The organism is Lacrimispora sanguinis (genome assembly GCF_044987295.1).
Lineage (GTDB): Bacteria > Bacillota > Clostridia > Lachnospirales > Lachnospiraceae > Lacrimispora > Lacrimispora celerecrescens_B.
In genome coordinates this window covers 4755790-4777432 of the sequence record NZ_CP173277.1, presented here as the reverse complement: position 1 = coordinate 4777432, position 21643 = coordinate 4755790, and the positions used below count along the sequence as shown (strand labels likewise).

The window sequence follows — 21643 nt, the reverse complement described above, 5'->3', positions numbered from 1 at the left end:
TATTTATTATTTAATGCAACTTAAAGACCTCGGAAATCTTTCAAACGTTATAAAGAATTTAAATAGTAGTAATAATATAGCAGACAGCTTTAATTCTCTTGACTTAAGCATGCAAAAGTGTGTATTAACCAGCGGAAGATTAAGTGTCGCACAATTAAATGCAATAAATTCGAACACCATATGGAAGACTAATGTTGACGGGACTATAATTTCTGTAGCTGGTCTTTCTAAGACTGAGTTGGAAGCAGCCATATCTACTTCTACCCTATCCTCCTCGCAAACTTCAGCAATCATATCAACGAACGGATTCAGTACAGCACTTAAAGGTCTTTGGGCTACAATGCTGGCCAATCCTTTAATTGCAATAGGAATGGCGGTTACTGCCGTTTCAACTGCTTGGAACATTTATAATCAGTCCATCGAAAAAACTAGACAAGCTACTGCTGAAGCAGCGAACATACTCAAAGAAACTACATCTTCTATTAATGATTATGCAGAAAAATACAAGAAATTACACGACGAACTAACAAAGTCAAATACCACCGAAGAGCGTCAACAAGAAATAAAAAGTGAGCTTCTTACACTCCAGCAAGAACTAAATGATAAGTACGGCGACGAATATGGTAAATTAAATCTTGTTACAGATGCTTATAATGATCAGACCGATGCCATCTTGGCAAGAAATAAGGCGGCGGCACAGAATTATCTTCTTAAAAATCGAAAAGGTATAGCTGATGCTACAAAGCAAATGGAACAAGACCGCACTTATACGCTTGGCAGCACAGGTAATTTATCAAATGACTATGCAAAAGAAATATATAGTATAGCGTCAAAATACTCTGACCGGGGTATTAAGTTAGAGTCTCTTAAAAATAACGGAGTAGATGCTTATACCATCAAGTTTTTTGGAAATGCCGAAAATGCAGAAAAAGTCATACGTAATCTCTCCAATGAGATTCAGGAGCTTGAACAAAAATACGAAGACAATAATTTCATTAATGGATTCTTAGATAACTCTACAAATGCACTTAAAGAGAATCAAAAAATATTAGATAAATATGATGAAATATATAACTCTGCATTGATGTCTCAAATTGCAACTGATAACGAACTGTCAGAAGGTTATAATAAGGCCACAAATGCCGTTAAAGCATATAACGACGCACTAATATCTGGTGACGAATCTAAAATATTATCAGCAAGAGATGACCTCAATGAAGTTAAAAATTCAATTGATTTAACAAGCGACAACTGGAAACGATACGGAAATGTAATGACTGATATTTTCGATCAGGCAAACACAGGACTATACGATTTCAGAGACGCACTCTCTTCAAACAACGATAATATCAAAGACTATGCTAAAAGTTTAAAAGGTTTATCAAAGACAGATGTACTATCCATGGTTAATGATGGAAAAGATGATAATTTTGATAAAATAGTTGAATCAGCCGATAAGTATGGATTAAGTATTAACCAGGTCATTGATGAACTGATCAGATTGAAATACGTTCAAGATGATGTTTCAAAGTCTGGTGAAGCCGCATTCTCTCCTCTTTCCAAACAAGAAGTAATTTCAAACATCAATTCGCTGTCAGAAGGTTTTGAGTCTTTGGATAAAATTATGAAGAGCATATCCGACAAAGATAATCCGTTTGACTATGCTCTACTAGATGACAAAAAGTTCAAAGATAATTTTAAAGACTTGGGAGAATCCTATACTGACTTCGTTGAAAAGGTTTCGTCCTCACCAAAAGATATAAATGTTACAAAATCTGCATTTAATGATCTCGTAACAACGTGGATTGATAGTTCTGGCGTATTAAATGGACTTACAGACGAAAATACCAATCTTGCTACTGCTATGCTTCAAAATATGGGTGTTGCTAATGCGGAAGAAGTTGTAATGTCACGATTAGCGATTGCACAGGAGCATTTGGCCGCTGAAAAAGCTTATACGGCAGAAGTAAGTAATGACCTTGCTAATGCTACCGCAAGTGAGATTCCAGGAATTATTGATGAGGCAACTCAAAGTGATATCGCTAAAGTAGCGCTTGCCGGGCTGGTATTAGAAAAAGAGTTTTTCAATGGAAATGCACTGGATACCAGTGGTGATATTGAGAATATCATCTCTCTTGTTGGAGTAATCGGATCTGCCAATACAGCACTGCAAGCACTAAATACGCTAAAGGCTAATGGTAATGTTGGATATAGAATTGGCAAAGAAGGCTATGACACTCTTGTAAAAAACGCTCAGCAAGAAGTTGACGATGCAATAAAGGCTGCTTCCGAATATAAAGGCAAAGGTGCAAGTGTTAATGCATCTTATACAGGTGGTACAAAAACAAATAAGCCCTCTTCTGGCTCAAAAAAGGACAAAAAGGATTTCTCCGAAGTATTTGACTGGGTGGAAACTACAATTAAACGAGTAGACGAAAAGATCCAAGACATCCAGAATAAAATTTCTGACACATCAAATTGGAAGCCTAAAAATACTCTTACAGATACAGCTATTGACGAAATGGCAAATAAACTAACTGCTTTACAGTCACAGCTGGATACATATCAGAAGAAGGCAGATTCTTACAACCTCTCTCCCACTTACATAGACAAAATCAAAAATGGCACCCTTGAAATTGAAACCATAACTGATGAAGTAATTGCAAACAATATCAAAGGTTATCAGGAATGGTACAATAAAGCTGAAGATGTTCGCAAGAAGATAGATGAAACAAAAAAGACTTTGAAAGAACTTGCTCAGACCAAACTTGATAATATAATCAATGATTTTGACAGTCTTGTTTCACTCATGAATAAGTATGCTACGTATAGTAACAACCTTCTGAGTCTTCAAAAGGAATTGGGAGAATCTATTACTAAATCAGATTATAAACAGCTGATAAACCAACAGGAAGCAATTTATAAGCAATTGCAGAGTAAGTATAATTCTCTATCCAATGAATTATCAAAAGCAGTAAGTAAAGGAACTATCAAAGTAGGTTCTGAGGAGTGGAGAAAATACAACGAAGAGTTAATTGCTGTAAATTCCTCTATGAATGATGCCGTATCTTCAATGAACGATTTTAGAAAAGCTCTAATCAATTTGCCATTTGAGGAATTAGAGAGGGTTTCTAGTGCGCTTGATAGAATTAATAGTGGAATTAGCACCATGTCTGATCTAATTGGCGACGATGGACTTTTAGATGGAGGAATGCTTACGTCTAAGGGTCTTGCTAAAATTGCATTATTAGGACAACAGTATGACAATGCTAAACAGCAAGCGGCCGATTATGAAGAAGCCATTATCGCTATTAATAAGATGTATGAAAACGGTTCGCTCACACAGGCCGAATATAACGAGAAACTTAATGAATATACCAATGCTCAGTTATCAGCAGTAAAAGCTACGAAAGAAGCTGAACAAGCAATCTTGCAGTTTAGGTATAATGCAATCCAGGCACAGATAGATGATATGAATAATTTAATTGCTGCCAAGAAGAAAGCATTACAGACAGAAAAGGAATATCAGGATTATCTTGAAAGTATTAGTGAGAAACAGACTGACATTAATAATTTACAGGCAAAAATTGATGAACTGTCATTATCTACCGATAGAAAAGATATTGCACAGAGATTGCAGTTGGAACAGCAATTATCCGATGCTAAGAAAGATTTAGCCAAGACACAAGCTGACTATGCTTATGATAAAACTCTTGAAAGCCTAGATAAGCAGGCAGAGGACTATCAGGATGCAAAGAAAAATGAATTAGAGGAGCTTAAGTCAAACACTGATGCACAAAAGAAAGTAATAGAAGAATATCTTGGACAAGTAAAGGAAAACTACAAGACAGTTTATAACACTCTGACTAAGTATGGAACAGATTATAATGTTACCATGACAAGTGAATTAACTTCTCCATGGGAGTCCGCCAACAGCGCTGTATCTACTTTTAAAGATGCTGTATCAGATGCCATTTCACAGATTAATATTGATATTGCTAATATTGACTTGTCAAGACTTACAGAATTAGTAAGTACCATGCAAGGATTCTCTGCAAACGGAAACGGTTCAGCTTCATTTGAGGATGTAACCGGCTCTGGAACATGGCAAAAGAACTCTAAGGGCTGGTGGTATGGAGCTTCTAATGATGATTATGCTTCTGACGGAATCTACACCATTGGAGGTAAACAGTATAACTTCAATGAAGATGGTTATATGAAAACCGGTTGGGACGATAGCAATGGTGACTGGCGGTATTTTGAGCCTGAGAATGGTCAAATGGTTAAATCTGCTTGGAGAAAGTCAAAAGACGGTAAAGACTACTATCTAAAATCTGATGGTACTATGGCTACAGATATGGCTATTACGGCAAAAGATGGCAACGGGTATTATTATGTTGATGACAGCGGTGTATGGGACGGAAAAACAATATCATATGATGATGTGAAAAAGAGAAATATCACTGTTGGATATAAAAGTGGTACTACTAGTTCTAAGCCAGGATTAAAATATGTTAACGAAGATGGGCCAGAATTAATAGTTGCTAGAAACGGTACTGTTCTCAATTCAGTAGGTGGAGATACCATCTTTACAAAGAATATGACTGATAAGCTATGGGATTTTGCCATTGATCCAAGCAAGTTTGTGTTGGCTAATATGCCGAAGTATGATTATAAGGCAATGGCTATGGCTAATCGAAACAACGTTTCTATGAATATCGATAGTCCGCTGCTTGTAGTACAAGGTAACGCAGATAAAGAAGTATTAACTCAAATGAATGAAAGACTAAATACTTTCATTAACAAGGAAATACCTCAAAAAATGATGGAAATGTCAAAACAACATTAAATAAAGAGAGCATCTTAACTGATGCTCTCTTTATTAAATTGAATACAAAGCTCATACTGTGGCTTCTTATAATAAAAAAATCAAATTGAAAGGAGGTTTTAAATTGCATAGTTTATTTACATTTGGTGAAAACAGTAGCGATGAATTTGGAGTAATTGCTGTTTATTTCGAAAATAACAAATATCAAGGGCTATACGGTGGTCAGTCTACAGAATTAGTAACTGATAAATCTGCACAATCTTTAGAATGGGAAATCATATCGCAGAATTATGATAAGCCAATGGAATTTACATTTCAAATCATAAATTCTGATGGGTCTCCTATGAGCCAGGAACAGCAACGTGCATTATCAAAATGGCTATGTAAACGAGGTGTGTATAATTGGCTTTTCATTCAAGACGAATATTATTCTGATATTTGGCTGCATTGTAATATCAATCAACCGCAAGTATGGGCGGTAAATGATACAGTAGGTATGCAATTTACCGTTACTACCTCTTCTGCTATAGCATTTTCAGAAGAACATGAATACTACTTCTCACTCTCCGATGATAATAATACCATTGACGACTTATATATAGTCAACGATGAGGAAGTTCATATATTCCCCTATATTGAAATTACTTTATTGAAATCCGGTAATCTTGAAATAAAAAATAGTCAAGAAATCGATTCAGAGTATGTTATGAAAATCAAGAATGTAAGTATTGGTGAAAAAATCGTATTAACTACAGACGGTATAATCTCGTCTTCTATCACAGGTCACGATGTATTGAATGATTCTAATTTAAAGTGGCTTAGATTTTATGAAGGCAGCAATGTACTTACTTTTAATCTTGCTTGCGAAGGAGTGATTAAATATAGAGAATATCGAAAGTTGGTGGCATTTTAATGGTTAAATTTGATGCTTACAGAAAACCCGCAATTCCAAGAGTCTTCTTGGCATATCCAAATAAAAAGTTAATATGTCAGCTTAATGCCAAGAGTAAAAGTTCCGTATTATATATAGTAGGTGTCTCACAGTTTAAATTCTCTATTTATAAATATCATGAAAAAGTTGAGAATTATGGATTTGACGAGATCTCGGTTGGTAAATACATATGGCTAGAGGATATCGGCTGGTACAGAATTACAGATATTAGTCGTAAAGACAGTGGGTTTAATCCATATCTCGAAATAACTTGTTATGATTTAACTTATGAACTAAAGCAGACATATCTTACATCATTTGGTTCTATGGGAACTGAATACGACGAACAAGGCGGACTTGATCGATATGCTTTATATGACGCCAACGACACTGTGCACAGTATTGCTCACATTTTTATGGATAAAAACCCAGGGTGGAAATTCAAATATATTGACCCAGAAATATCAAAGAATCGCCGTAGTTTTGACAATGACAGCATCACGTCATATGACTTTCTTACTGGCGATGTATCAGACACGTTTGAATGTATCTTTGTGTTCGACAGTATTGACCGAAGTGTAAGTGCCTATAAAGCTGAAAATATTGGGAAAGAAGTTCCTATCGCACTATCGTTCATGAATCTCATTAAGGAACTAAATATTACTTGGAATGAAAATGATATTAAAACTGTTTTAAATGTTACTGGTGGCAATGATGCAAGCGGTACTGCTCTGTCTATTGCTTCTGTAAATCCTGCTGGTAATAATTATGTAAGTAATTTCAGCTATTTCTATAATGATATGAGCAAGGCTTTAAAAGAAAAACTGGAAGAATATTATCGGCTAATGGATAATAATAAAGGTTTAATTACCACTGCTCTATCACAGTTAAAGACTTTACAAGATGGATTGGATAGTTTATATAATAAAATGCCATCTGATGGGTCAAGTACAGATTGGAAGCAATATGGTCTTGTTGGATTAAAAGCAAAAGCAAATACATACAAGGAACAAATGTCTGTGTTGACTGATATAAAAAATGCAGATCCGGTGGCCCAGACACAATACAATAATTACAACACTCTTTGGAATGCTGTTAATAATGAAATCGCAGTCAGACAGTCACAGATAACAGCTAAAGAAAATCAGATCAAAGCAAAGCAAACCGAAGTGCTTTCTTATGTAGTTAGAATTGATGATGTACTTGGCGAAGAATTATGTCAGGAATTACAACCATTTGTCAGAGAAGATAATTTATGTGACAACTCCTATATTGCCACTCCAATTATGACTGAATCTGATATATTGGAAATGAAACAGGATTTGTATAAACATGGTGTTGATGAACTGAGTAAGGTATGCTACCCCCAATTTGATATGGAAGTAAATTCAATAAACTTTCCAGTACTGTTTAAATATAAAGTATGGACAGAGCAACTTGATCTAGGAGACATTCTTGTAATCAAATATTCTGATGAAGAATTTATAAAAGCTAGACTTCTTAAAATGGAAATTGATTGGGAAGATTTTAGTAAATTCAAGCTTACATTCAGCTCAAAGTCAAGCATAACAGGTGGTTGGTTTGATTTCGTCGCCATGCGGAAACTTGTATATAAGACAAGTACTTCTCTTAGTTACAACACCTCTGGTTGGAATCAGGCGTCGAAACAAGCAAATGAAGCCTTTTATAGCACTCAGAAAGAATTCCTTGACTTAAGTAATCAGCAGATTGAAAGCAACGGAAAGAATCAGGAAGTGCTTATTGATAGTACCGGTATTTTATTAAAGAAATGGCTACCTGACTTAAATAAATATGCTCCTGAAAAACTTTGGATTACCAATAGACAGATATTATTATTTGAGGAACCAGATGGAACTAATCTTCGTGAACCAAAGCTTGCTATAGGTAAAGTGTATGTAACTAATAACGGCAAAACAACATCATACTACGGCATTTCGGCAGATGTAATCTACGGTGGATTATTTATAGGCGAAGCACTTAAAATAAAGAATAAGAACAACACTCTTACTCTTGATGAAAATGGTTTTACCGCTTCCGCAGCTAATGGTTTCAAGGTGCAAATTAATCCGGATAATCCTAGTCAGATATTTAATATATCTAAAAGTGGTACGAGTCTACTATATATAGATGCCATAAAAGACAAACTTATATTTAAAGGTCGTGCTGAAATTGATGAAGGATTAATTGGTGGTTGGACTATAACATCTGGATATCTATATTCTGGTGGAGTTGGAATGAGTTCTTCTACTGCGAATAATGCCATTTCGTTTTGGGCTGGAAATGCAAATCAATCTATAGCTCCATACCGAGTGTTAAATAATGGGAAGTTGTATGCAACAAACGCTGACATAACAGGCATAATTAGGGGTTCTAGTTTTGTAGGCGGAAGCATCAATATTAATAATAGATTCTTTTACGCGGCAGATAATGAGGTATACCTTGGAGATTTTTACACGACATATACGGATCGCGCGTTGTTTATGTCAATTGATGAATATTCTGGAATGTCTGCACAGGCAGCTTCTAATCGTTTTGCTCTTTGGGGTGGTTATAATGGTAATGGTGCAAGTACAATAACTAATTATGTTTTTGCAGTTAGTGGATCTATCGTTTACGCAAATGAAATTAGAATAACTGGTGATTCATGGTGGGGAAATGATACATGGACTTTAACCAAAACTGTGAAGTGGCTCGACGATAGATTATCTGTTTTAGAAGATCAAATTTCAAATTTAGAGTAATTATGATAATTGACTAATTTTGAGAATAGTATTATAATAAAAACGAATATTATAATACAATTTGTCAAAAGGAGAGAAGTTGTGAAAAAAGTAAAGATAATAATAATGTCAATAATGTTATCGACTGCGTTCTGTATAAATGCTATTGCTGGAGAATGGAAGTTTAACGATCTTGGATGGAAATATCAAAACGAAGACGGTTCATATATGACAAACACATGGGGAGAAATTAATGGGAAATGGTATTATTTTAATAGAGATGGTTATATGTTAAGCGATACTATTACTCCAGATGGGTATCAAGTTAACAAAAATGGAGAGTGGACGCAATCTAATACTATTACAAATGGGACTAAAAACACTGAAACAAAATATACTTTTGAGACTTCAAGTAATTGGGTAAAAAAAGGAAATATACCAGAAGGCGAATATATCTATTACCCCAGTTCGATAAGTGAAAATGTGATAGTTAAAGGATCTTATAGCCCCATGAGTAATTTTAATTATATAAAACTATACGAAGATGATGTTATAAACTCAGGGACATATATTCCAGTTGGCGAATCAGGAGAATTAGATATTACTAAAGAAGGAGTGTTTTGGGTTGGAAAGGATATTAAAGCTGGAACATACAGTTTGACTCGTCTAAATCCTAATGACAATAGGGCTACATGTACAGTTTTTGCGTCAATTCCATCCAGCAAAGATGAATTTGCTCCGCAACATAATATAGAACAAGATTTATTTGTTAGTCGTATAGCAAACAAAACCGTGACGGTAAAAGACGGACAGTATATTCAATTAATTGACTGTAGCGCCGATTTTGTAAGACCTTAACATTATAAGAAGAGCAGGACTAATCTCCTACTCTTTTTTGTTGCCTAAAAATAAGGAGAATATATGAAATTACATTTATACGAAGTCGTAAATATGGACAGGGCTATTGGTGGCTTATCCGGAATTAAAGTGCCACAAGAAATGAGCTATTGGATATTTAGAAATGTAAGAATTATTAAAGAACATTGCACTTACTACGAGACGGAACAAAACAAACTCATGAAAGAATATCTTTACAAAGATATCGAAGGTAAATATGCCAAGATCTTAGAAGACGGCAAAGTGCTTCCAAATTATAAGAGTGACGAAGATCACGAGAGATATGATGAATCGATTTCAAAACTTGGTGAATTAGAGGTTGAAATTGATCCATATCTACTTGATTATGACAAGTTTGTTGATAATAACCCATCGTTTATGTTGGAGCCAGGATATCTTTTGGCCTTAGATAAATTAATTAAAATAAAATGAAAAACAATCAGAGCGTAAATAGCGCTTTTTTATTGAAAAAGCACAATAGAAGGGAGGTTTTATCGTGATATCTTATAAAACTATAAGAGCCGACGTTTCACAGGAGATGAGCTATGTGTACGAGAAGGTTAAGCAATATGATAACTTATCAAGAAAGTACAGAATAATGATTACAGACAAAGGCAACATGGTTTCATTGAAAGGAAACGAAGCTATAAGATTGCGAATGTGGGCAGATGGTGAGTCAACCCCATATATAGATAAATGGCTAGACAATCCGTGGGAAGATGGATATCCTATTTTAATTTTTACAGCCAATATGCTATCGAAAATTGGAAAAGTAAAATTTGAATTTGTTATTCAAGAACCCGGAAGCCCTGCCGTTATTTCTACTAGACAGCAAAACTTATTAATCCAAAAATCATTAATCAATTATGATGGATTGATTTCAAGTGATGATTTTGATGTATTGTCAAACTTAATTACTCAGGCAATAACAATACCTGATCTTATTAACGATATAAATGTAAGTTTAGACGACGTATCAAAAAAAATATCAGAAGTGAATTCCACCATGGCTGAATATGATCAGCAAATGCAAACATATTACACAGAATTTGGAGAAATGAGTGCAAACGTTCAAGATCTTTTAGATGCTGTACATACATATATGTTAAATGTAGAAAATGCAGCAGCAAGTAGCGCAAGGCTTTCTGAAAGCTGGGCTGTTGGTGGTACAAATTCTCGCGAGGGAGAAAACATTGACAATGCAAAATATCATAGTGAGCAATCAAAACTATATTCTGATGAAGCCGAAGCATCTGCTGACAGGGCAGAACAATATGCAGGAAATGTAGATCCTAAAATATTATCTCAAATAAAAGCAATTGATTCTAGTGGATTAATAGGAACTCCTGGTCTAGTAGTAGTCTCTCAAGATTTGGTTGATAAAATCTCAACTAATGTTAAGATGCTTAATGTTTCAACATCTAAGGTAAATTCGGATTTAGCACAGAAAGCGTCACAGGTTTCTTTTTCAGCTTTGGAAACAGAAGTTAATTCTTTAGTGCTCGGAGCTGTTGGCAATGGAAATAATGCAGAAGTTATACAATCTAGGGGAATATTTCAGCTTGTAAATGATAGATTTGGTATATTGGAAAATGCATTAACTTCACAACAGAATTTTGGATATGTTAATCTTGGGGACGCTAATTTTTCATCTGGTTGGGCAAGGGTGGTAACCACAAAAATTCCAATTACAAAAAACGGTAAAATTGTGGTAGTTTTTAAAGCGTATGGATCAACTTGCTTTATTCAGCATATTAGAAGAAAACCTACTGATTACAATATTGTTGATGTTGTTAAAACAATTGCGGTCAACACGATTGATTCTAATATTTGTTCAATGTTATGCGATTTTGATATTGATACTAGTGGCAATGATTTCATAGCAATGAGTGGTTGCTATATTAACACCAATTCAATCACTTATGGGTATAGGCAATTATCGAGTTCATTTAATATAGATACTACTTCTTATAGTGGTTTTGGAACTAATAATACAATGACAGCAGATATGGGCTTTTATATTTTTGTTTTAAACAATAAAGTAAAACTATTAGACGGACTGCAAGGAATATGCATGGGCGACAGTATCACAGAGTATGGGACATATCCAAAAACGATGACTAATTTAACTGGATGTAATTTTTTAAACTGTGGAATTGGGGGAACTAGATATAGCTACCGTACTTCTGACCCGCTAAATGCTTTTAGTTTTGTAAAACTAGCATATACAATTGCAAATGGTGATTGGACTGAGGTTTTTAAAAACACTTCGGGTCTGTCAGCGCAGGGACTTGAAAATCTATGGAGAATGTATAGAACTGATTGGAGCAAAGTAAATATTTTAACGCTGTCTTTTGGAACTAATGATTGGAACGGAGGGGTACCTTTAGACGATGAAACTGGACATACTATATCAACTATTTTAGGTTCGATTAGACAGGGAATTGAGTATTTATTATCGGCTTTCCCACAGTTACAAATTTATATATTTACACCAGCATTTAGATCAAGAAGATCAGTGGGCGATGGATTAAATAGCGATGATAATGCAAATAATAACGGATTATATCTATTTGACTTATGCAACGAGATTTGTAATGTGGCCGATGAATATCATATTCCATCTAAAAATATGTATAAATGTTCTTTGGTTAATAAGCAAACTGCCACTTATTATCTATCAGATGGATTACACAGAACTGATGTGGGATATGAATTATTGGGTAATCAATATGCAAGAATGATTCTTGGTTATAATTAATTATGCAATAGATATTAAATATGTCGAAACTATATATGCCAACTACGTTTACAAAAATTGTAGGGAATAGTTGAGTTTAAATACTCTTCTATTCCCTATTTTTTACTGTATAAAAGTACTCTTTTATTGATACTTCAATCTATATATTGTATTTTATTTAATTCTAACCACATTATATAGTATTATCATTCCCCATCTTCATGTTTAGTATCCATTATTCATTCTTCTAAGATTATTAATAATTAATTCGCTTTCCTTATTTTCTTTTTCTAATTCTTCTATGATTTTTAAATTGTTATTAATTGCTTCTATGGAACTAGACGATACCGGAAATTCTATATCTTGATCATCAAGATAAATGTATGTCCAGCCTGAAGAACCACCAATAATATTATCCATAATTTTTCATATCCTTTTCTTTATATTTAACATAATTGAATATATATATATCAGACTGTAGACAAACTACATTTTCTATAGTTTCTTTATTCAATATTGTATAAAAATACAAGTCCCAGACAATTTATGCTATCTAGTGTTGTATTGATTTGTTCTTAAATTGGAATTTGTATTAGACTTGTACAATATTAACTTGATTCCCATGTCCTTTTATAATATTAATTAAATCATCTGTTTTTACCCACACTGTTGCTGTATTATCATTTGGATGAATGCCAATAAAACCAGGTTGGTCAAAAAAGGCTTCATCAATAAAAAATTGCACTTTGCATTCTATATCATTTAAGATACCAAAAGGCGTCACAGCCCCCGGAATCAACCCCATAACTTTCATTAAATCATTCTCTGACGCAAAAGATAATGGGCGTGTGCTGTTTTTCTGCCTGAATTCTTTTAGGTCAACTCTCTTATCTCCTTTAACCGTGATAAGATAATAATTTCTCTTTTTATCGTCACGCACAAAAAGATTTTTGGCGTCTGCTTCTGGATATGGAAGGACAACATCGGAAATTTCAGCCATGTTGTATACGGCTTTATGTTCCGTGACCTCATACCAAATTTTCCACTTACTTAGATAATCGAAAATCTCGTGCTTATTCATAGCGCTTCCCTCTCTAACGACCATAAAATCAAATTTATTTAATTATAGCAGAGAGCGGACTAAAAATAAAGCACTGCATATTTATTATCAATATACAGTGCTTTAAAATATAAATGACTTTGTCTACACTCTGATATATATAATTAAGTACTCTGTCACGTGTCATCTTCCTTAATCCTGCATTCCCTTGGTAGTTTATCTTCTCTCACTTCTTTGAATGTCGGTTGTCGTATGCCCTCTTTTTCAGAAGGCATATACTCGATTGTGCAAACCATTGGATCAATCCAAGTCGCATCAGCATACCACTTTAGGTTAACGATTGGGAAATTAGAAATTTTCATGCCATGTTGTTTAAGCTTCGTGATACTTACGCCGAGTGAAACATGATTAGTGATAACAAGCTCATCATCGTCATTATACTTCGCTAGTATCAGTGTGGTCATACTGTTTTTGTTGAACATATAACCTATGCAGACAAAATCCTCTTCTTTGAGTACCTTGATCTTCTTCCAATCTTTTGACCTCTTCCCGAACCAATATAGACTTGTTTTCTTTTTCCCGACGACTCCTTCTAAGCCATTTTCCTCTGCAAATTTATATATCGCAATTCCGTTAGTTTCAACATATCGTGATTTTGATAATATGTTGCTTTCAGATATTACTTCATCTAACAACTTTTTGCGCTCCATCAGAGGTAAATCAGTTACTTGTTTGTCTTTATAATACAAAATATCATAAGCCACGAAATTAGCAGGAAATTTCCGATAAGCCAACTGAATTTTAAACGGATCAGTCAAGACAGTCCTTCTTTGCACCTCATAAAAATCTGGTTTTCCATTGACCAGTACATTGAGTTCCCCATCTAGTATACACTTATGTCGGCAGTCCTCATGTAGTAGTTCTAATTCCGGAAATCTTGGCAATAGCATCATATTCCGCTTATTCCTTAAATCAGTAGTTTGATCATCTATATATGCAATACATCTGATTCCGTCAAACTTCAATTCAAAGATAGAGTCCTCATCGTCATACGGATCAACTCTTTCTGAAATAAGCATAGGGTCAATACCCTTTTCATCAAATATATCCATTAATAACCTCTTGTTTTGATTTATCACATTATCAGTACATTATTTATTGTACTAATAACTGGAAATCCTATACACCCATTTATATTACCATGACCCATTTGCATGATTCCATATAAAAAACCAGTTTAAATTCATGACGTATGCCGCCAATAATTGCATCGCACTTGAATTCTTTTGATGGAATTCCGTTATAATTTTTATCTTCAGTACATTTTATGATTATATCAGTTATTGTTTGTATGATACCGTCTTCACCTTCAAACTTAAAGCTCAGAGGTCTTGGACTACAATTTGAGGTAAACCAAGCCTTGCAAGCAATATTATAAGTCTTACCGTGTAGCTCTCCGCTATCAATTTCTTTTACATTTGTTCCAATCCCAAATGCACCCATGTTGCCTTACCACCTATAATATATTTTGACTTTCATAATTCACTGTTCTCTTTTCGCGACTAATTCCGCCGCTCATATGGTCAACCTTGTCAGCCTTAATAAAACTCGCCCTTACAATAGAATCTGCACCAAATCTCTTTCTAATATCATCTACTGCCCTATCCAATCGTTCTAACTTTTCGTAATCCAGGTCGTCAAATAAATTAAGCTGTCTTGTTTCTTCGGTTACTACTTGACTTGTATGGATTCCCAAATGACGTATAGGAACCTTATCCCACATTTCATCGAAGACTTGGCAAGCCGATTCATAGATTTCTCGTGTTATGTTAGTAGCAGTTTTAAGTTTCTTTTGGTGACTGTAGTATCCAAGGTTATAATCTCTTATTCCCACGGATATTACTTTGATTTTTACGTTATCATCACGCAGCCTGGCTGAAACAGTCTCTGCAAGTGATAATAGCACCAACTTGGCTGTGTCGGCATCTGTAACGTCAAACGAAATTGTGGTGCTGTTACCATAACCCTTATTTGGTGGTGGTACGGGCTCAACTGCTGAGAAATCAATTCCATTTGCAAATGACCATATCACTTCTCCATGTTTACCCAAATGAGATTTAATTATTGACAGGTCAGTTTGTGCCAACTCTCCTATAGTTTTAATTCCTAGACCATTTAATTTTCTCGCAGTAGCTCTACCAACAAAAAATAAGTCAGATGCAGGAAGTGTCCACATTTTTTCTTTTATCTCACGTTGCCACAGTGTATGAACCAAATTTGGCTTTTTAAAATCAGAGGCCATCTTTGCCAGGACTTTATTATTTGATATTCCGATGTTTACGGAAAATCCTAATTCTCTATAAATACGCTCTCTTATTTCATTTGCAATATCTTCTGGCTTCCCAAATAAAGATTCTGTACCAGTCATATCGATATACGCTTCATCGATAGAATATTGCTCTACAATGGGGCCATATTCCTTTAAAATATTCATAAACGCTTTTGATGACTTCTGATACAAATTATAATTAGGCGGCACAAGTACAAGATCAGGGCACTTTCTTAGTGCTTCAGGTACGGATTCACCTGTCTTTATATTATACTTCTTTGCTGGTATACTTTTCGCAAGTATAATACCATGTCTCTTTGTAACGTCACCACCAACTGCGGACGGTATGTCACGTAGATCTAAATTTCCACCCAAATGATGTATTCGATATACTGCTTCCCAACTCAAAAAAGCAGAGTTCACATCGATGTGAAAAATCACACTACTCATAATCAAATCACCTCAAGAGACATTATACTCGAATGTATGTTCGTTTAGTAGTGGAAATGAAAGGAAGCAAATACTGCTTCCTTATTTTTTACCTATATGACGGTTTGTAAGCTGGCTCAAATCCACGCTGCTCATTATAAGCATACTGCAATAGCTCATACAATTCATTTGGGATAGTTTCTGGATTTATATATCCATCAAGCATATCAATTATTTTTGATGCATATTCCGATGGTACAGGCTTGCCTTTGATTAGCCTATGCAGGTCTTCCCTCATCTCATCCAAAGTGTCTAGCTTCTGTGGCATTGGAAGGCCATACATCTTTGCTAAAATTCCAATAGCACAGCAACATTCATTTACAGATGTTAGTGTGACCCCATGAAACTGCGATTTTATTTCTATTGCTTGCTTGTTAATATAGTATACCACGACGATTCTCCTTCGTTTAAATGTTCCGAGAATCATTTTAGCATATATTCTACGAGTATAGTATCCTTTTTGTATTTTTATCTAATCTTAAAAATGGCATATTACACATTAACTCTTCCTCTTCTGCCCTTATCGCACGATTATACATCTTTAACGCATTCTCCACAGTCAATTCAACGCCATGATAGTAATATAAGGTAGCTTGCGTATGTGAAACCACATATTCGATTAGCAGCCTTGCATCCTGGTTTTCAAACAATATTTCATTTAAATTATTTCTTGTGATCATCATACGCGAGTCTCCTTTCATTTAGAACAAATGTTCGTTTTATGATTAAAAATTAAAACCACAAATTGTGGTTCTGATCTTTGCTAGTGTATCCCCACCCTAAAAACTCCAATTACCTTTCCCAAAATTTCTACGTGATCCACAATAATAGGACTCATAGAGTCGTTTTCTGGTTGCAAACGATAATAACCATCTTCTTTGAAGAAGCGCTTTACTGTAGCCGAATCATCTATTAAAGCAACAACTATTTCACCATTATCTGCAGTAGAGTCGACATTGACGATGATTATATCACCATCTATTATGTTGGCATTAACCATGCTACTCCCTTTTACCTTTAGCAAAAAGCTTTCTTTATAATTAATTGTTTCAATCGGTAATGTCCAATACTCTTCTATGTTTTGCTCGGCATATAATGGCTGCCCAGCTGCTACCGTTCCAAGAAGCGGAACTTTCACATTCCGTTGCTCTAAATTAAAACAATCTTCCACAATTTCGATAGCCCGCGGTTTGGCTGGATCTCTTTTAATGTATCCCATATCCTCTAATTTCTTTAGATGTGAGTGAACTGAAGAAGTTGATTTAAGATTAACCATATCTCCTATCTCTCTTACTGCTGGTGGATATCCTCTATCATTAATTGAATCTTTGACGTAGTCATATATTTGCTTTTGTATTTTACTCATTCTTGCATTTCTCATAGGTATGCCCACCTTTCTATACGGTAGTATAGCACATGTCGTAACAAAATGCAAACGTATGTTCTGTCTATTAATTAAAAAAATGCCGAAAGCCCTCACTTGAAGACTCTCGGCATAAGATTTAGTTACCCTGTTCAACTTCTGCTTTGGATATAAGTAATTCCTTTAATTCAGCCAAGGACATGTTTTGCTCTTCTAGTATTGATGAAACCTCTTTAAACTCTTCTAACTTAATTTCATCTTGTATTTGCTTTTCTTTTTCCTGAAGTGTTTTGATTGCGGTCTTATATTGTTCTATCGAATCTTGTGTTTCTTTTAGTTCATCTCTAAGTTTTACGAGTGGTGATTTGCGGACTCCACGTGGCATAATACTGTCCTCCTTATTAATAATCTATATATAGATTATATCATAATTTGAAGGATTGTATACTATAAATATACGAAAAGATTATAGCGTACACGATGCTATCCCCTTTCCTTATGTGTTGACAGAATTGTTGACAGTTTAACATAGAGCTTTAAAAGTACGATAAACTCACGTTAAAATATTGGTATAAAAGTTCAAATCCTGTTACTCCGATCGCACAAGGAATGCTGAAAGCTTTGTATCATCAAGCTTCCAGCGTTTTTTTATTTTTGATTTTTTTACTCTAAAATAAAACTTCCGTTACATCTTTTTCTGTTTTTATGCTTATAGCAAAGAATCCTATATGTATTTTCCTGATTCTCTTTATGTAAAAGCAGGTAGTAAGGTAGAATTAAAAAGTACACTAACTACAAATGGTAGTTTTTATCAAAAGGTATGAAACTAAGTGGCTTTAGTGTTGTCCTAGATACTGATAAAATACCATCTGCTTGTTTCAATCTTGAAGTATTCGTTTAAAAAAAATGAAACTTTTCCAGAACTTTTAAATATGACACCCCCGTTAACATTGTATTCCTTCTTAAAATCTGGCGGATCTTACCATAAACAATTCGATAACTTTCTTCTCATCTCCTGTTATTTCACGTTCATATTGTGTATTTAGTATTATATAGTCTTGCTCGTATACTACGAATTGGTACATTTTCTGATTGCCTAGTTTCTATGGTATTTTCATTTTTTAATTTAATCTTCATTACATCTCCCTAACATATTTTATCTATATCATTTTGCAATTAGTGACGTTATCTTCTGACATGTAAATGACAGTCTCCCTTAGTGCTTAACCTCACTCTCAACACTCTGCTGGTACCTGATATTCGTCAGTTGTACATGATTCAATTCCTCATTCGGTTCAATCCATAATCCCTCATCCTAGAAAAAACACCTTAGGGCATTATCTTCATATAATAATAATGGGAAACAAAGTTTTCCTAGTGTTGGAATACAGGAGCAAATCAATATGGATAACTATAAACAAGATTGGTTTAAAGAATGTTGTGATTGTCATAATAAGCGACAGACACATGTTCATGAAGTTCAAGGCAGCGTAGAGATAGCAGAACGCGAAGAAGATCCACATAATCATCGTTTTGCTACGGTTTCAGGTGAAGCAATTCCTGTTGGTAAGAACCACTTTCATGAAGTAAAATTTAGAACAGATTTTTATGAAAATCATTTTCATGAATTTCATGGCAAAACATCGCTTGCAATTCCTGTTGGGGGAGACAGACATGTTCATTTTCTGGAATCCGTAACAGAAGTTAGCGATGGTCACTTTCATAACTTTAGAGTGGCCACCTTGATTGATGATCCTATCGGTGAAGAAGCCTAAAATAATGTCCACCACACTTCAAGCTGCTTAAATTTCGTTTGAGGTGTGGTGGTTTATACTATGTTTACCACCTGTCTTAACCAGCCTTCTTAATACTTCTATATCAATAAATTTCATTATTCGTTTCTTGGCATCTAGCACATATCAAATTTTTTTATTTTTCAGACAATTAGTCATTGGCACTGGCATATGATATCGGTAGAATAATAAAGAGACTTCAAAGGAGATTTCTTATGATTACTGAACAACAATATGCAATCCTCTCACTTGAGCTAAACATGTTTTTTGGGCGCATTATGAAAGAACATTCCTTATTCTTGGAGGCTGGCTTTACTCCGGCCAATCCTGACTTTTCTCACGTTGCAGATCAATACAAGCAGCAGTTCGAATCTATCTTACATAATGCTGTAGTATTGGGAAATGGCATTATCAGCCCTCTTGTGGCATCCTCCGGTGAAATTGTCACTGATTACACCCTTGGTAGTGAACAAAAAACACAATACTTCACAGGCATAGCCATCAATCAGGAAATCACGAGGCTGGAAGAAGCACTTTATGGTGAAGCCAATCCCTTGATTACTCCTGCATTGGTACAGCAGGTAAGTCAGCTTAATGCCTTTGTCATACCAATGTTGGAGGGACTTATCGATTTCAAGACAGGAATATTAGATAATGTATTGTCATGTAACATATTCACGGTAAATTACCCACTGCTCATTGACCATATCCTACGTGAAGCCAAAATGTATCATAGCCATTTAGTCGCACTGGAGAGCCGACAGAATCCAGAGGAAAACCTAAGAGATACCGAGCTGTTCTGGGATCAGATTATGATGGAACATGCATTATTTATCCGAGGTTTGCTTGATCCAACCGAATGCGATCTCATAAATACAGCGAATGATTTTGCTGGGGAATATAATGAACTAATGCAAGCGGCAAGGGCAGCTACTGATATGACGATTGGCAGCGTAACAGATACAACCTTACAAAAAACTGAAAAGTATCGCGATTTCAAAGAAGCGGGCACAAAAGGGATCAATGCATGTAAAATACGCAGTATTATTTTACCTTTGTTGGCGGATCATGTGCTGCGTGAATCAAACCATTATATCCGGTTGCTTCGACAATTACCTCAACGCTCTTCTTAAACAGGTTCTACCTTGTAGCCATAAAATCAAAGGGTCATTATTAACCATTATTGGTAGCTTTAGGGCAGTGCTATGCGCTGCCTCTAACTTTGAAGAACGGATTACCCCACAGGATCTCGATTAACCGGAATGGCAAAGAACAGGCTGCCAAAAGTTCTTGACAGCCTGTTCTCCATGTGCAACAATACAGACACAAAATCTAAAATCCATTTAACAGATATTTTTTCATTAATTCAATGGGTTTAATGGACATGCCTTTTTTACTGTATAAAAGTACTCTTTCATCGGGTTATGGTATGTAATTAGAGTAGCAAGACGAGTAATAGCGATTGACAAAGATTCGGATAGCTTACAGTTGTAACAATTTGGCCCGTGCCGTTGTTTTAGCAGCCATCCGTCGATTCTGTTTTAGCTTATAATAATTATCCATTAATCAGTTATAATGTAATACTTCTTATTTATAAAATGCCGTCTCAATGGTAACCCGCGCATTATTTTATCTTTTTTATACACTATAAAATCTCCTATGATTTAATAAAAAAATTATATCATCTATATTTAACATGCTTTTTTAGGTTCAGAGTAGAGAACGAGAATCACTATTAAAAATTGATGCATATAATATATTGTACAAGGCATTTATTTCTATAAAACACTCCAACGAAACGGGCACCGATAATCCGAATTGGGGCCCTTTCTTCTGCTCATACTCAAAATTCACACTCCGCCTACTTGTCCCATATAATATTATGTAATAAGATATGAAAGGAGTGAAAATATATGAGTAGTGATAGATGTAAATGTTTTGAAAAGCGCGAACCAAAACGTGAATGTGAATGCAAGCCAAAACGTAAATGCGAATGCAAACCTAAATGCGAATGCAAACCTAAATGCGAATGCAAAATCAAATGGGAATGCAAACCCAAGTGTGAATGTGAATGTAAACGCGAATGTGAGTGCGAACACGAATACGAATACGAGAAGGAATACGAATACGAGAAGGAACACGAAGATGAATGCGATTGTGAGAGAAACTGGTAAAAACTAGAAATGAAGTTATCTACTGGAATAGCTTAAAAATAGCTGCTGAAAATGCAGATGGAAAGAAACGTACGCGACGTAGGGGCGGGCTTCGGTATTCGGGCCCGCCTCTCTTTCTACTCACAAATAAAAACAAGCTTTATATCCTACATTCTTCAGGTGACTTATCTTCCCTCACATTTTTGAATGTTCGTTAGCGTATATTGGGGAAGCTACTCTGCTAGCTTTGCTTGTTATTGAAGAATACCTTAACAAGACAATGGGGTTGCTTTTTACCTATCTCTGTTAAAAAATCAAA

At 35.0% G+C, this 21643-nt stretch carries 17 protein-coding genes; 8 read left to right on the top strand and 9 right to left on the bottom strand.

Annotated elements, in window-relative coordinates; all coding sequences use genetic code 11:
• Positions 1–13: 13 nt before the first annotated feature.
• The 6 genes from ACHZES_RS22100 to ACHZES_RS22075 all read left to right on the top strand — a co-directional run bounded on the left by ACHZES_RS22100 (position 14) and on the right by ACHZES_RS22075 (position 12158).
• The gene (locus ACHZES_RS22100; protein WP_395546689.1) at positions 14–4849 is read left to right on the top strand and encodes a hypothetical protein; all 4836 of its coding nucleotides are present in this window, start codon (positions 14–16) and stop codon (positions 4847–4849) included.
• A gap of 103 nt (positions 4850–4952) precedes the next feature.
• On the top strand, positions 4953–5741 hold the full coding sequence (locus ACHZES_RS22095) for a phage tail domain-containing protein (RefSeq protein WP_395546686.1): 789 nt from the start codon (positions 4953–4955) through the stop codon (positions 5739–5741).
• Positions 5741–8521, top strand: a complete 2781-nt coding sequence (locus tag ACHZES_RS22090) for a hypothetical protein (RefSeq protein ID WP_395546684.1) — start codon at positions 5741–5743, stop codon at positions 8519–8521. Before ACHZES_RS22095 ends, ACHZES_RS22090 begins: the two co-directional genes overlap by 1 nt.
• 81 nt (positions 8522–8602) lie before the next feature.
• Positions 8603–9358, top strand: a complete 756-nt coding sequence (locus ACHZES_RS22085) for a hypothetical protein (RefSeq protein ID WP_395546682.1) — start codon at positions 8603–8605, stop codon at positions 9356–9358.
• Positions 9359–9421: 63 nt separating this feature from the next.
• A complete protein-coding gene (locus ACHZES_RS22080) occupies positions 9422–9829 on the top strand; it encodes a hypothetical protein (RefSeq protein WP_092245011.1) in 408 nt (135 codons plus the stop codon).
• Between the two features lie 166 nt (positions 9830–9995).
• A complete protein-coding gene (locus tag ACHZES_RS22075; protein ID WP_404820272.1) occupies positions 9996–12158 on the top strand; it encodes a GDSL-type esterase/lipase family protein in 2163 nt (720 codons plus the stop codon).
• Between the two features lie 204 nt (positions 12159–12362).
• Here ACHZES_RS22075 and ACHZES_RS22070 read toward each other — a convergent pair whose 3' ends face one another.
• The 9 genes from ACHZES_RS22070 to ACHZES_RS22030 form a co-directional block, all read right to left on the bottom strand.
• Positions 12363–12557 carry a hypothetical protein gene (locus ACHZES_RS22070; RefSeq protein ID WP_395546678.1) on the bottom strand — a complete coding sequence of 65 codons (195 nt, stop codon included), beginning with the start codon at positions 12555–12557 and terminating at the stop codon, positions 12363–12365.
• 172 nt (positions 12558–12729) lie between these two features.
• On the bottom strand, positions 12730–13218 hold the full coding sequence (locus ACHZES_RS22065) for a prolyl-tRNA synthetase associated domain-containing protein (protein ID WP_395546676.1): 489 nt from the start codon (positions 13216–13218) through the stop codon (positions 12730–12732).
• Between the two features lie 155 nt (positions 13219–13373).
• Positions 13374–14309: a DNA ligase gene (locus ACHZES_RS22060; protein WP_395546675.1), complete on the bottom strand. Its 936-nt coding sequence runs from the start codon at positions 14307–14309 to the stop codon at positions 13374–13376.
• Between the two features lie 79 nt (positions 14310–14388).
• Entirely contained in the window at positions 14389–14700 is a 312-nt protein-coding gene (locus ACHZES_RS22055; protein ID WP_395546674.1) for a hypothetical protein, read from the bottom strand.
• A gap of 13 nt (positions 14701–14713) precedes the next feature.
• A complete protein-coding gene (locus ACHZES_RS22050; RefSeq protein ID WP_395546673.1) occupies positions 14714–15976 on the bottom strand; it encodes a DNA polymerase thumb domain-containing protein in 1263 nt (420 codons plus the stop codon).
• A gap of 88 nt (positions 15977–16064) precedes the next feature.
• Entirely contained in the window at positions 16065–16406 is a 342-nt protein-coding gene (locus ACHZES_RS22045) for a DUF3837 family protein (RefSeq protein ID WP_395546672.1), read from the bottom strand.
• Between the two features lie 49 nt (positions 16407–16455).
• A complete protein-coding gene (locus ACHZES_RS22040; protein WP_154524096.1) occupies positions 16456–16698 on the bottom strand; it encodes a hypothetical protein in 243 nt (80 codons plus the stop codon).
• Positions 16699–16778: 80 nt separating this feature from the next.
• Entirely contained in the window at positions 16779–17396 is a 618-nt protein-coding gene (gene lexA, locus ACHZES_RS22035; RefSeq protein WP_395546671.1) for a transcriptional repressor LexA, read from the bottom strand.
• A gap of 121 nt (positions 17397–17517) precedes the next feature.
• Positions 17518–17763 carry a hypothetical protein gene (locus ACHZES_RS22030; protein WP_395546670.1) on the bottom strand — a complete coding sequence of 82 codons (246 nt, stop codon included), beginning with the start codon at positions 17761–17763 and terminating at the stop codon, positions 17518–17520.
• 1018 nt (positions 17764–18781) lie between these two features.
• On the opposite strand from ACHZES_RS22030, the gene ACHZES_RS22025 reads away from it, so the two are divergent.
• Positions 18782–19153 (top strand): YmaF family protein, encoded by a 372-nt coding sequence (locus tag ACHZES_RS22025; RefSeq protein WP_395546669.1) that lies wholly within the window; start codon positions 18782–18784, stop codon positions 19151–19153.
• A 233-nt stretch (positions 19154–19386) separates the two neighbouring features.
• On the top strand, positions 19387–20304 hold the full coding sequence (locus ACHZES_RS22020; protein ID WP_395546668.1) for a DUF2935 domain-containing protein: 918 nt from the start codon (positions 19387–19389) through the stop codon (positions 20302–20304).
• Positions 20305–21643: the final 1339 nt, after the last annotated feature.

Bases quoted from the DNA above. Each gene is read 5' to 3' on its own strand.
- ACHZES_RS22100 (WP_395546689.1), top strand. From the start codon at position 14: ATGCAACTTAAAGACCTCGGAAATCTTTCAAACGTTATAAAGAATTTA.
- ACHZES_RS22090 (WP_395546684.1), top strand. From the start codon at position 5,741: ATGGTTAAATTTGATGCTTACAGAAAACCCGCAATTCCAAGAGTCTTC.
- ACHZES_RS22080 (WP_092245011.1), top strand. From the start codon at position 9,422: ATGAAATTACATTTATACGAAGTCGTAAATATGGACAGGGCTATTGGT.
- ACHZES_RS22075 (WP_404820272.1), top strand. From the start codon at position 9,996: ATGATTACAGACAAAGGCAACATGGTTTCATTGAAAGGAAACGAAGCT.
- ACHZES_RS22070 (WP_395546678.1), bottom strand. From the start codon at position 12,557: ATGGATAATATTATTGGTGGTTCTTCAGGCTGGACATACATTTATCTT.
- ACHZES_RS22065 (WP_395546676.1), bottom strand. From the start codon at position 13,218: ATGAATAAGCACGAGATTTTCGATTATCTAAGTAAGTGGAAAATTTGG.
- ACHZES_RS22060 (WP_395546675.1), bottom strand. From the start codon at position 14,309: ATGGATATATTTGATGAAAAGGGTATTGACCCTATGCTTATTTCAGAA.
- ACHZES_RS22055 (WP_395546674.1), bottom strand. From the start codon at position 14,700: ATGGGTGCATTTGGGATTGGAACAAATGTAAAAGAAATTGATAGCGGA.
- ACHZES_RS22050 (WP_395546673.1), bottom strand. From the start codon at position 15,976: ATGAGTAGTGTGATTTTTCACATCGATGTGAACTCTGCTTTTTTGAGT.
- ACHZES_RS22040 (WP_154524096.1), bottom strand. From the start codon at position 16,698: ATGATGATCACAAGAAATAATTTAAATGAAATATTGTTTGAAAACCAG.
- lexA (WP_395546671.1), bottom strand. From the start codon at position 17,396: ATGAGAAATGCAAGAATGAGTAAAATACAAAAGCAAATATATGACTAC.
- ACHZES_RS22030 (WP_395546670.1), bottom strand. From the start codon at position 17,763: ATGCCACGTGGAGTCCGCAAATCACCACTCGTAAAACTTAGAGATGAA.
- ACHZES_RS22025 (WP_395546669.1), top strand. From the start codon at position 18,782: ATGGATAACTATAAACAAGATTGGTTTAAAGAATGTTGTGATTGTCAT.
- ACHZES_RS22020 (WP_395546668.1), top strand. From the start codon at position 19,387: ATGATTACTGAACAACAATATGCAATCCTCTCACTTGAGCTAAACATG.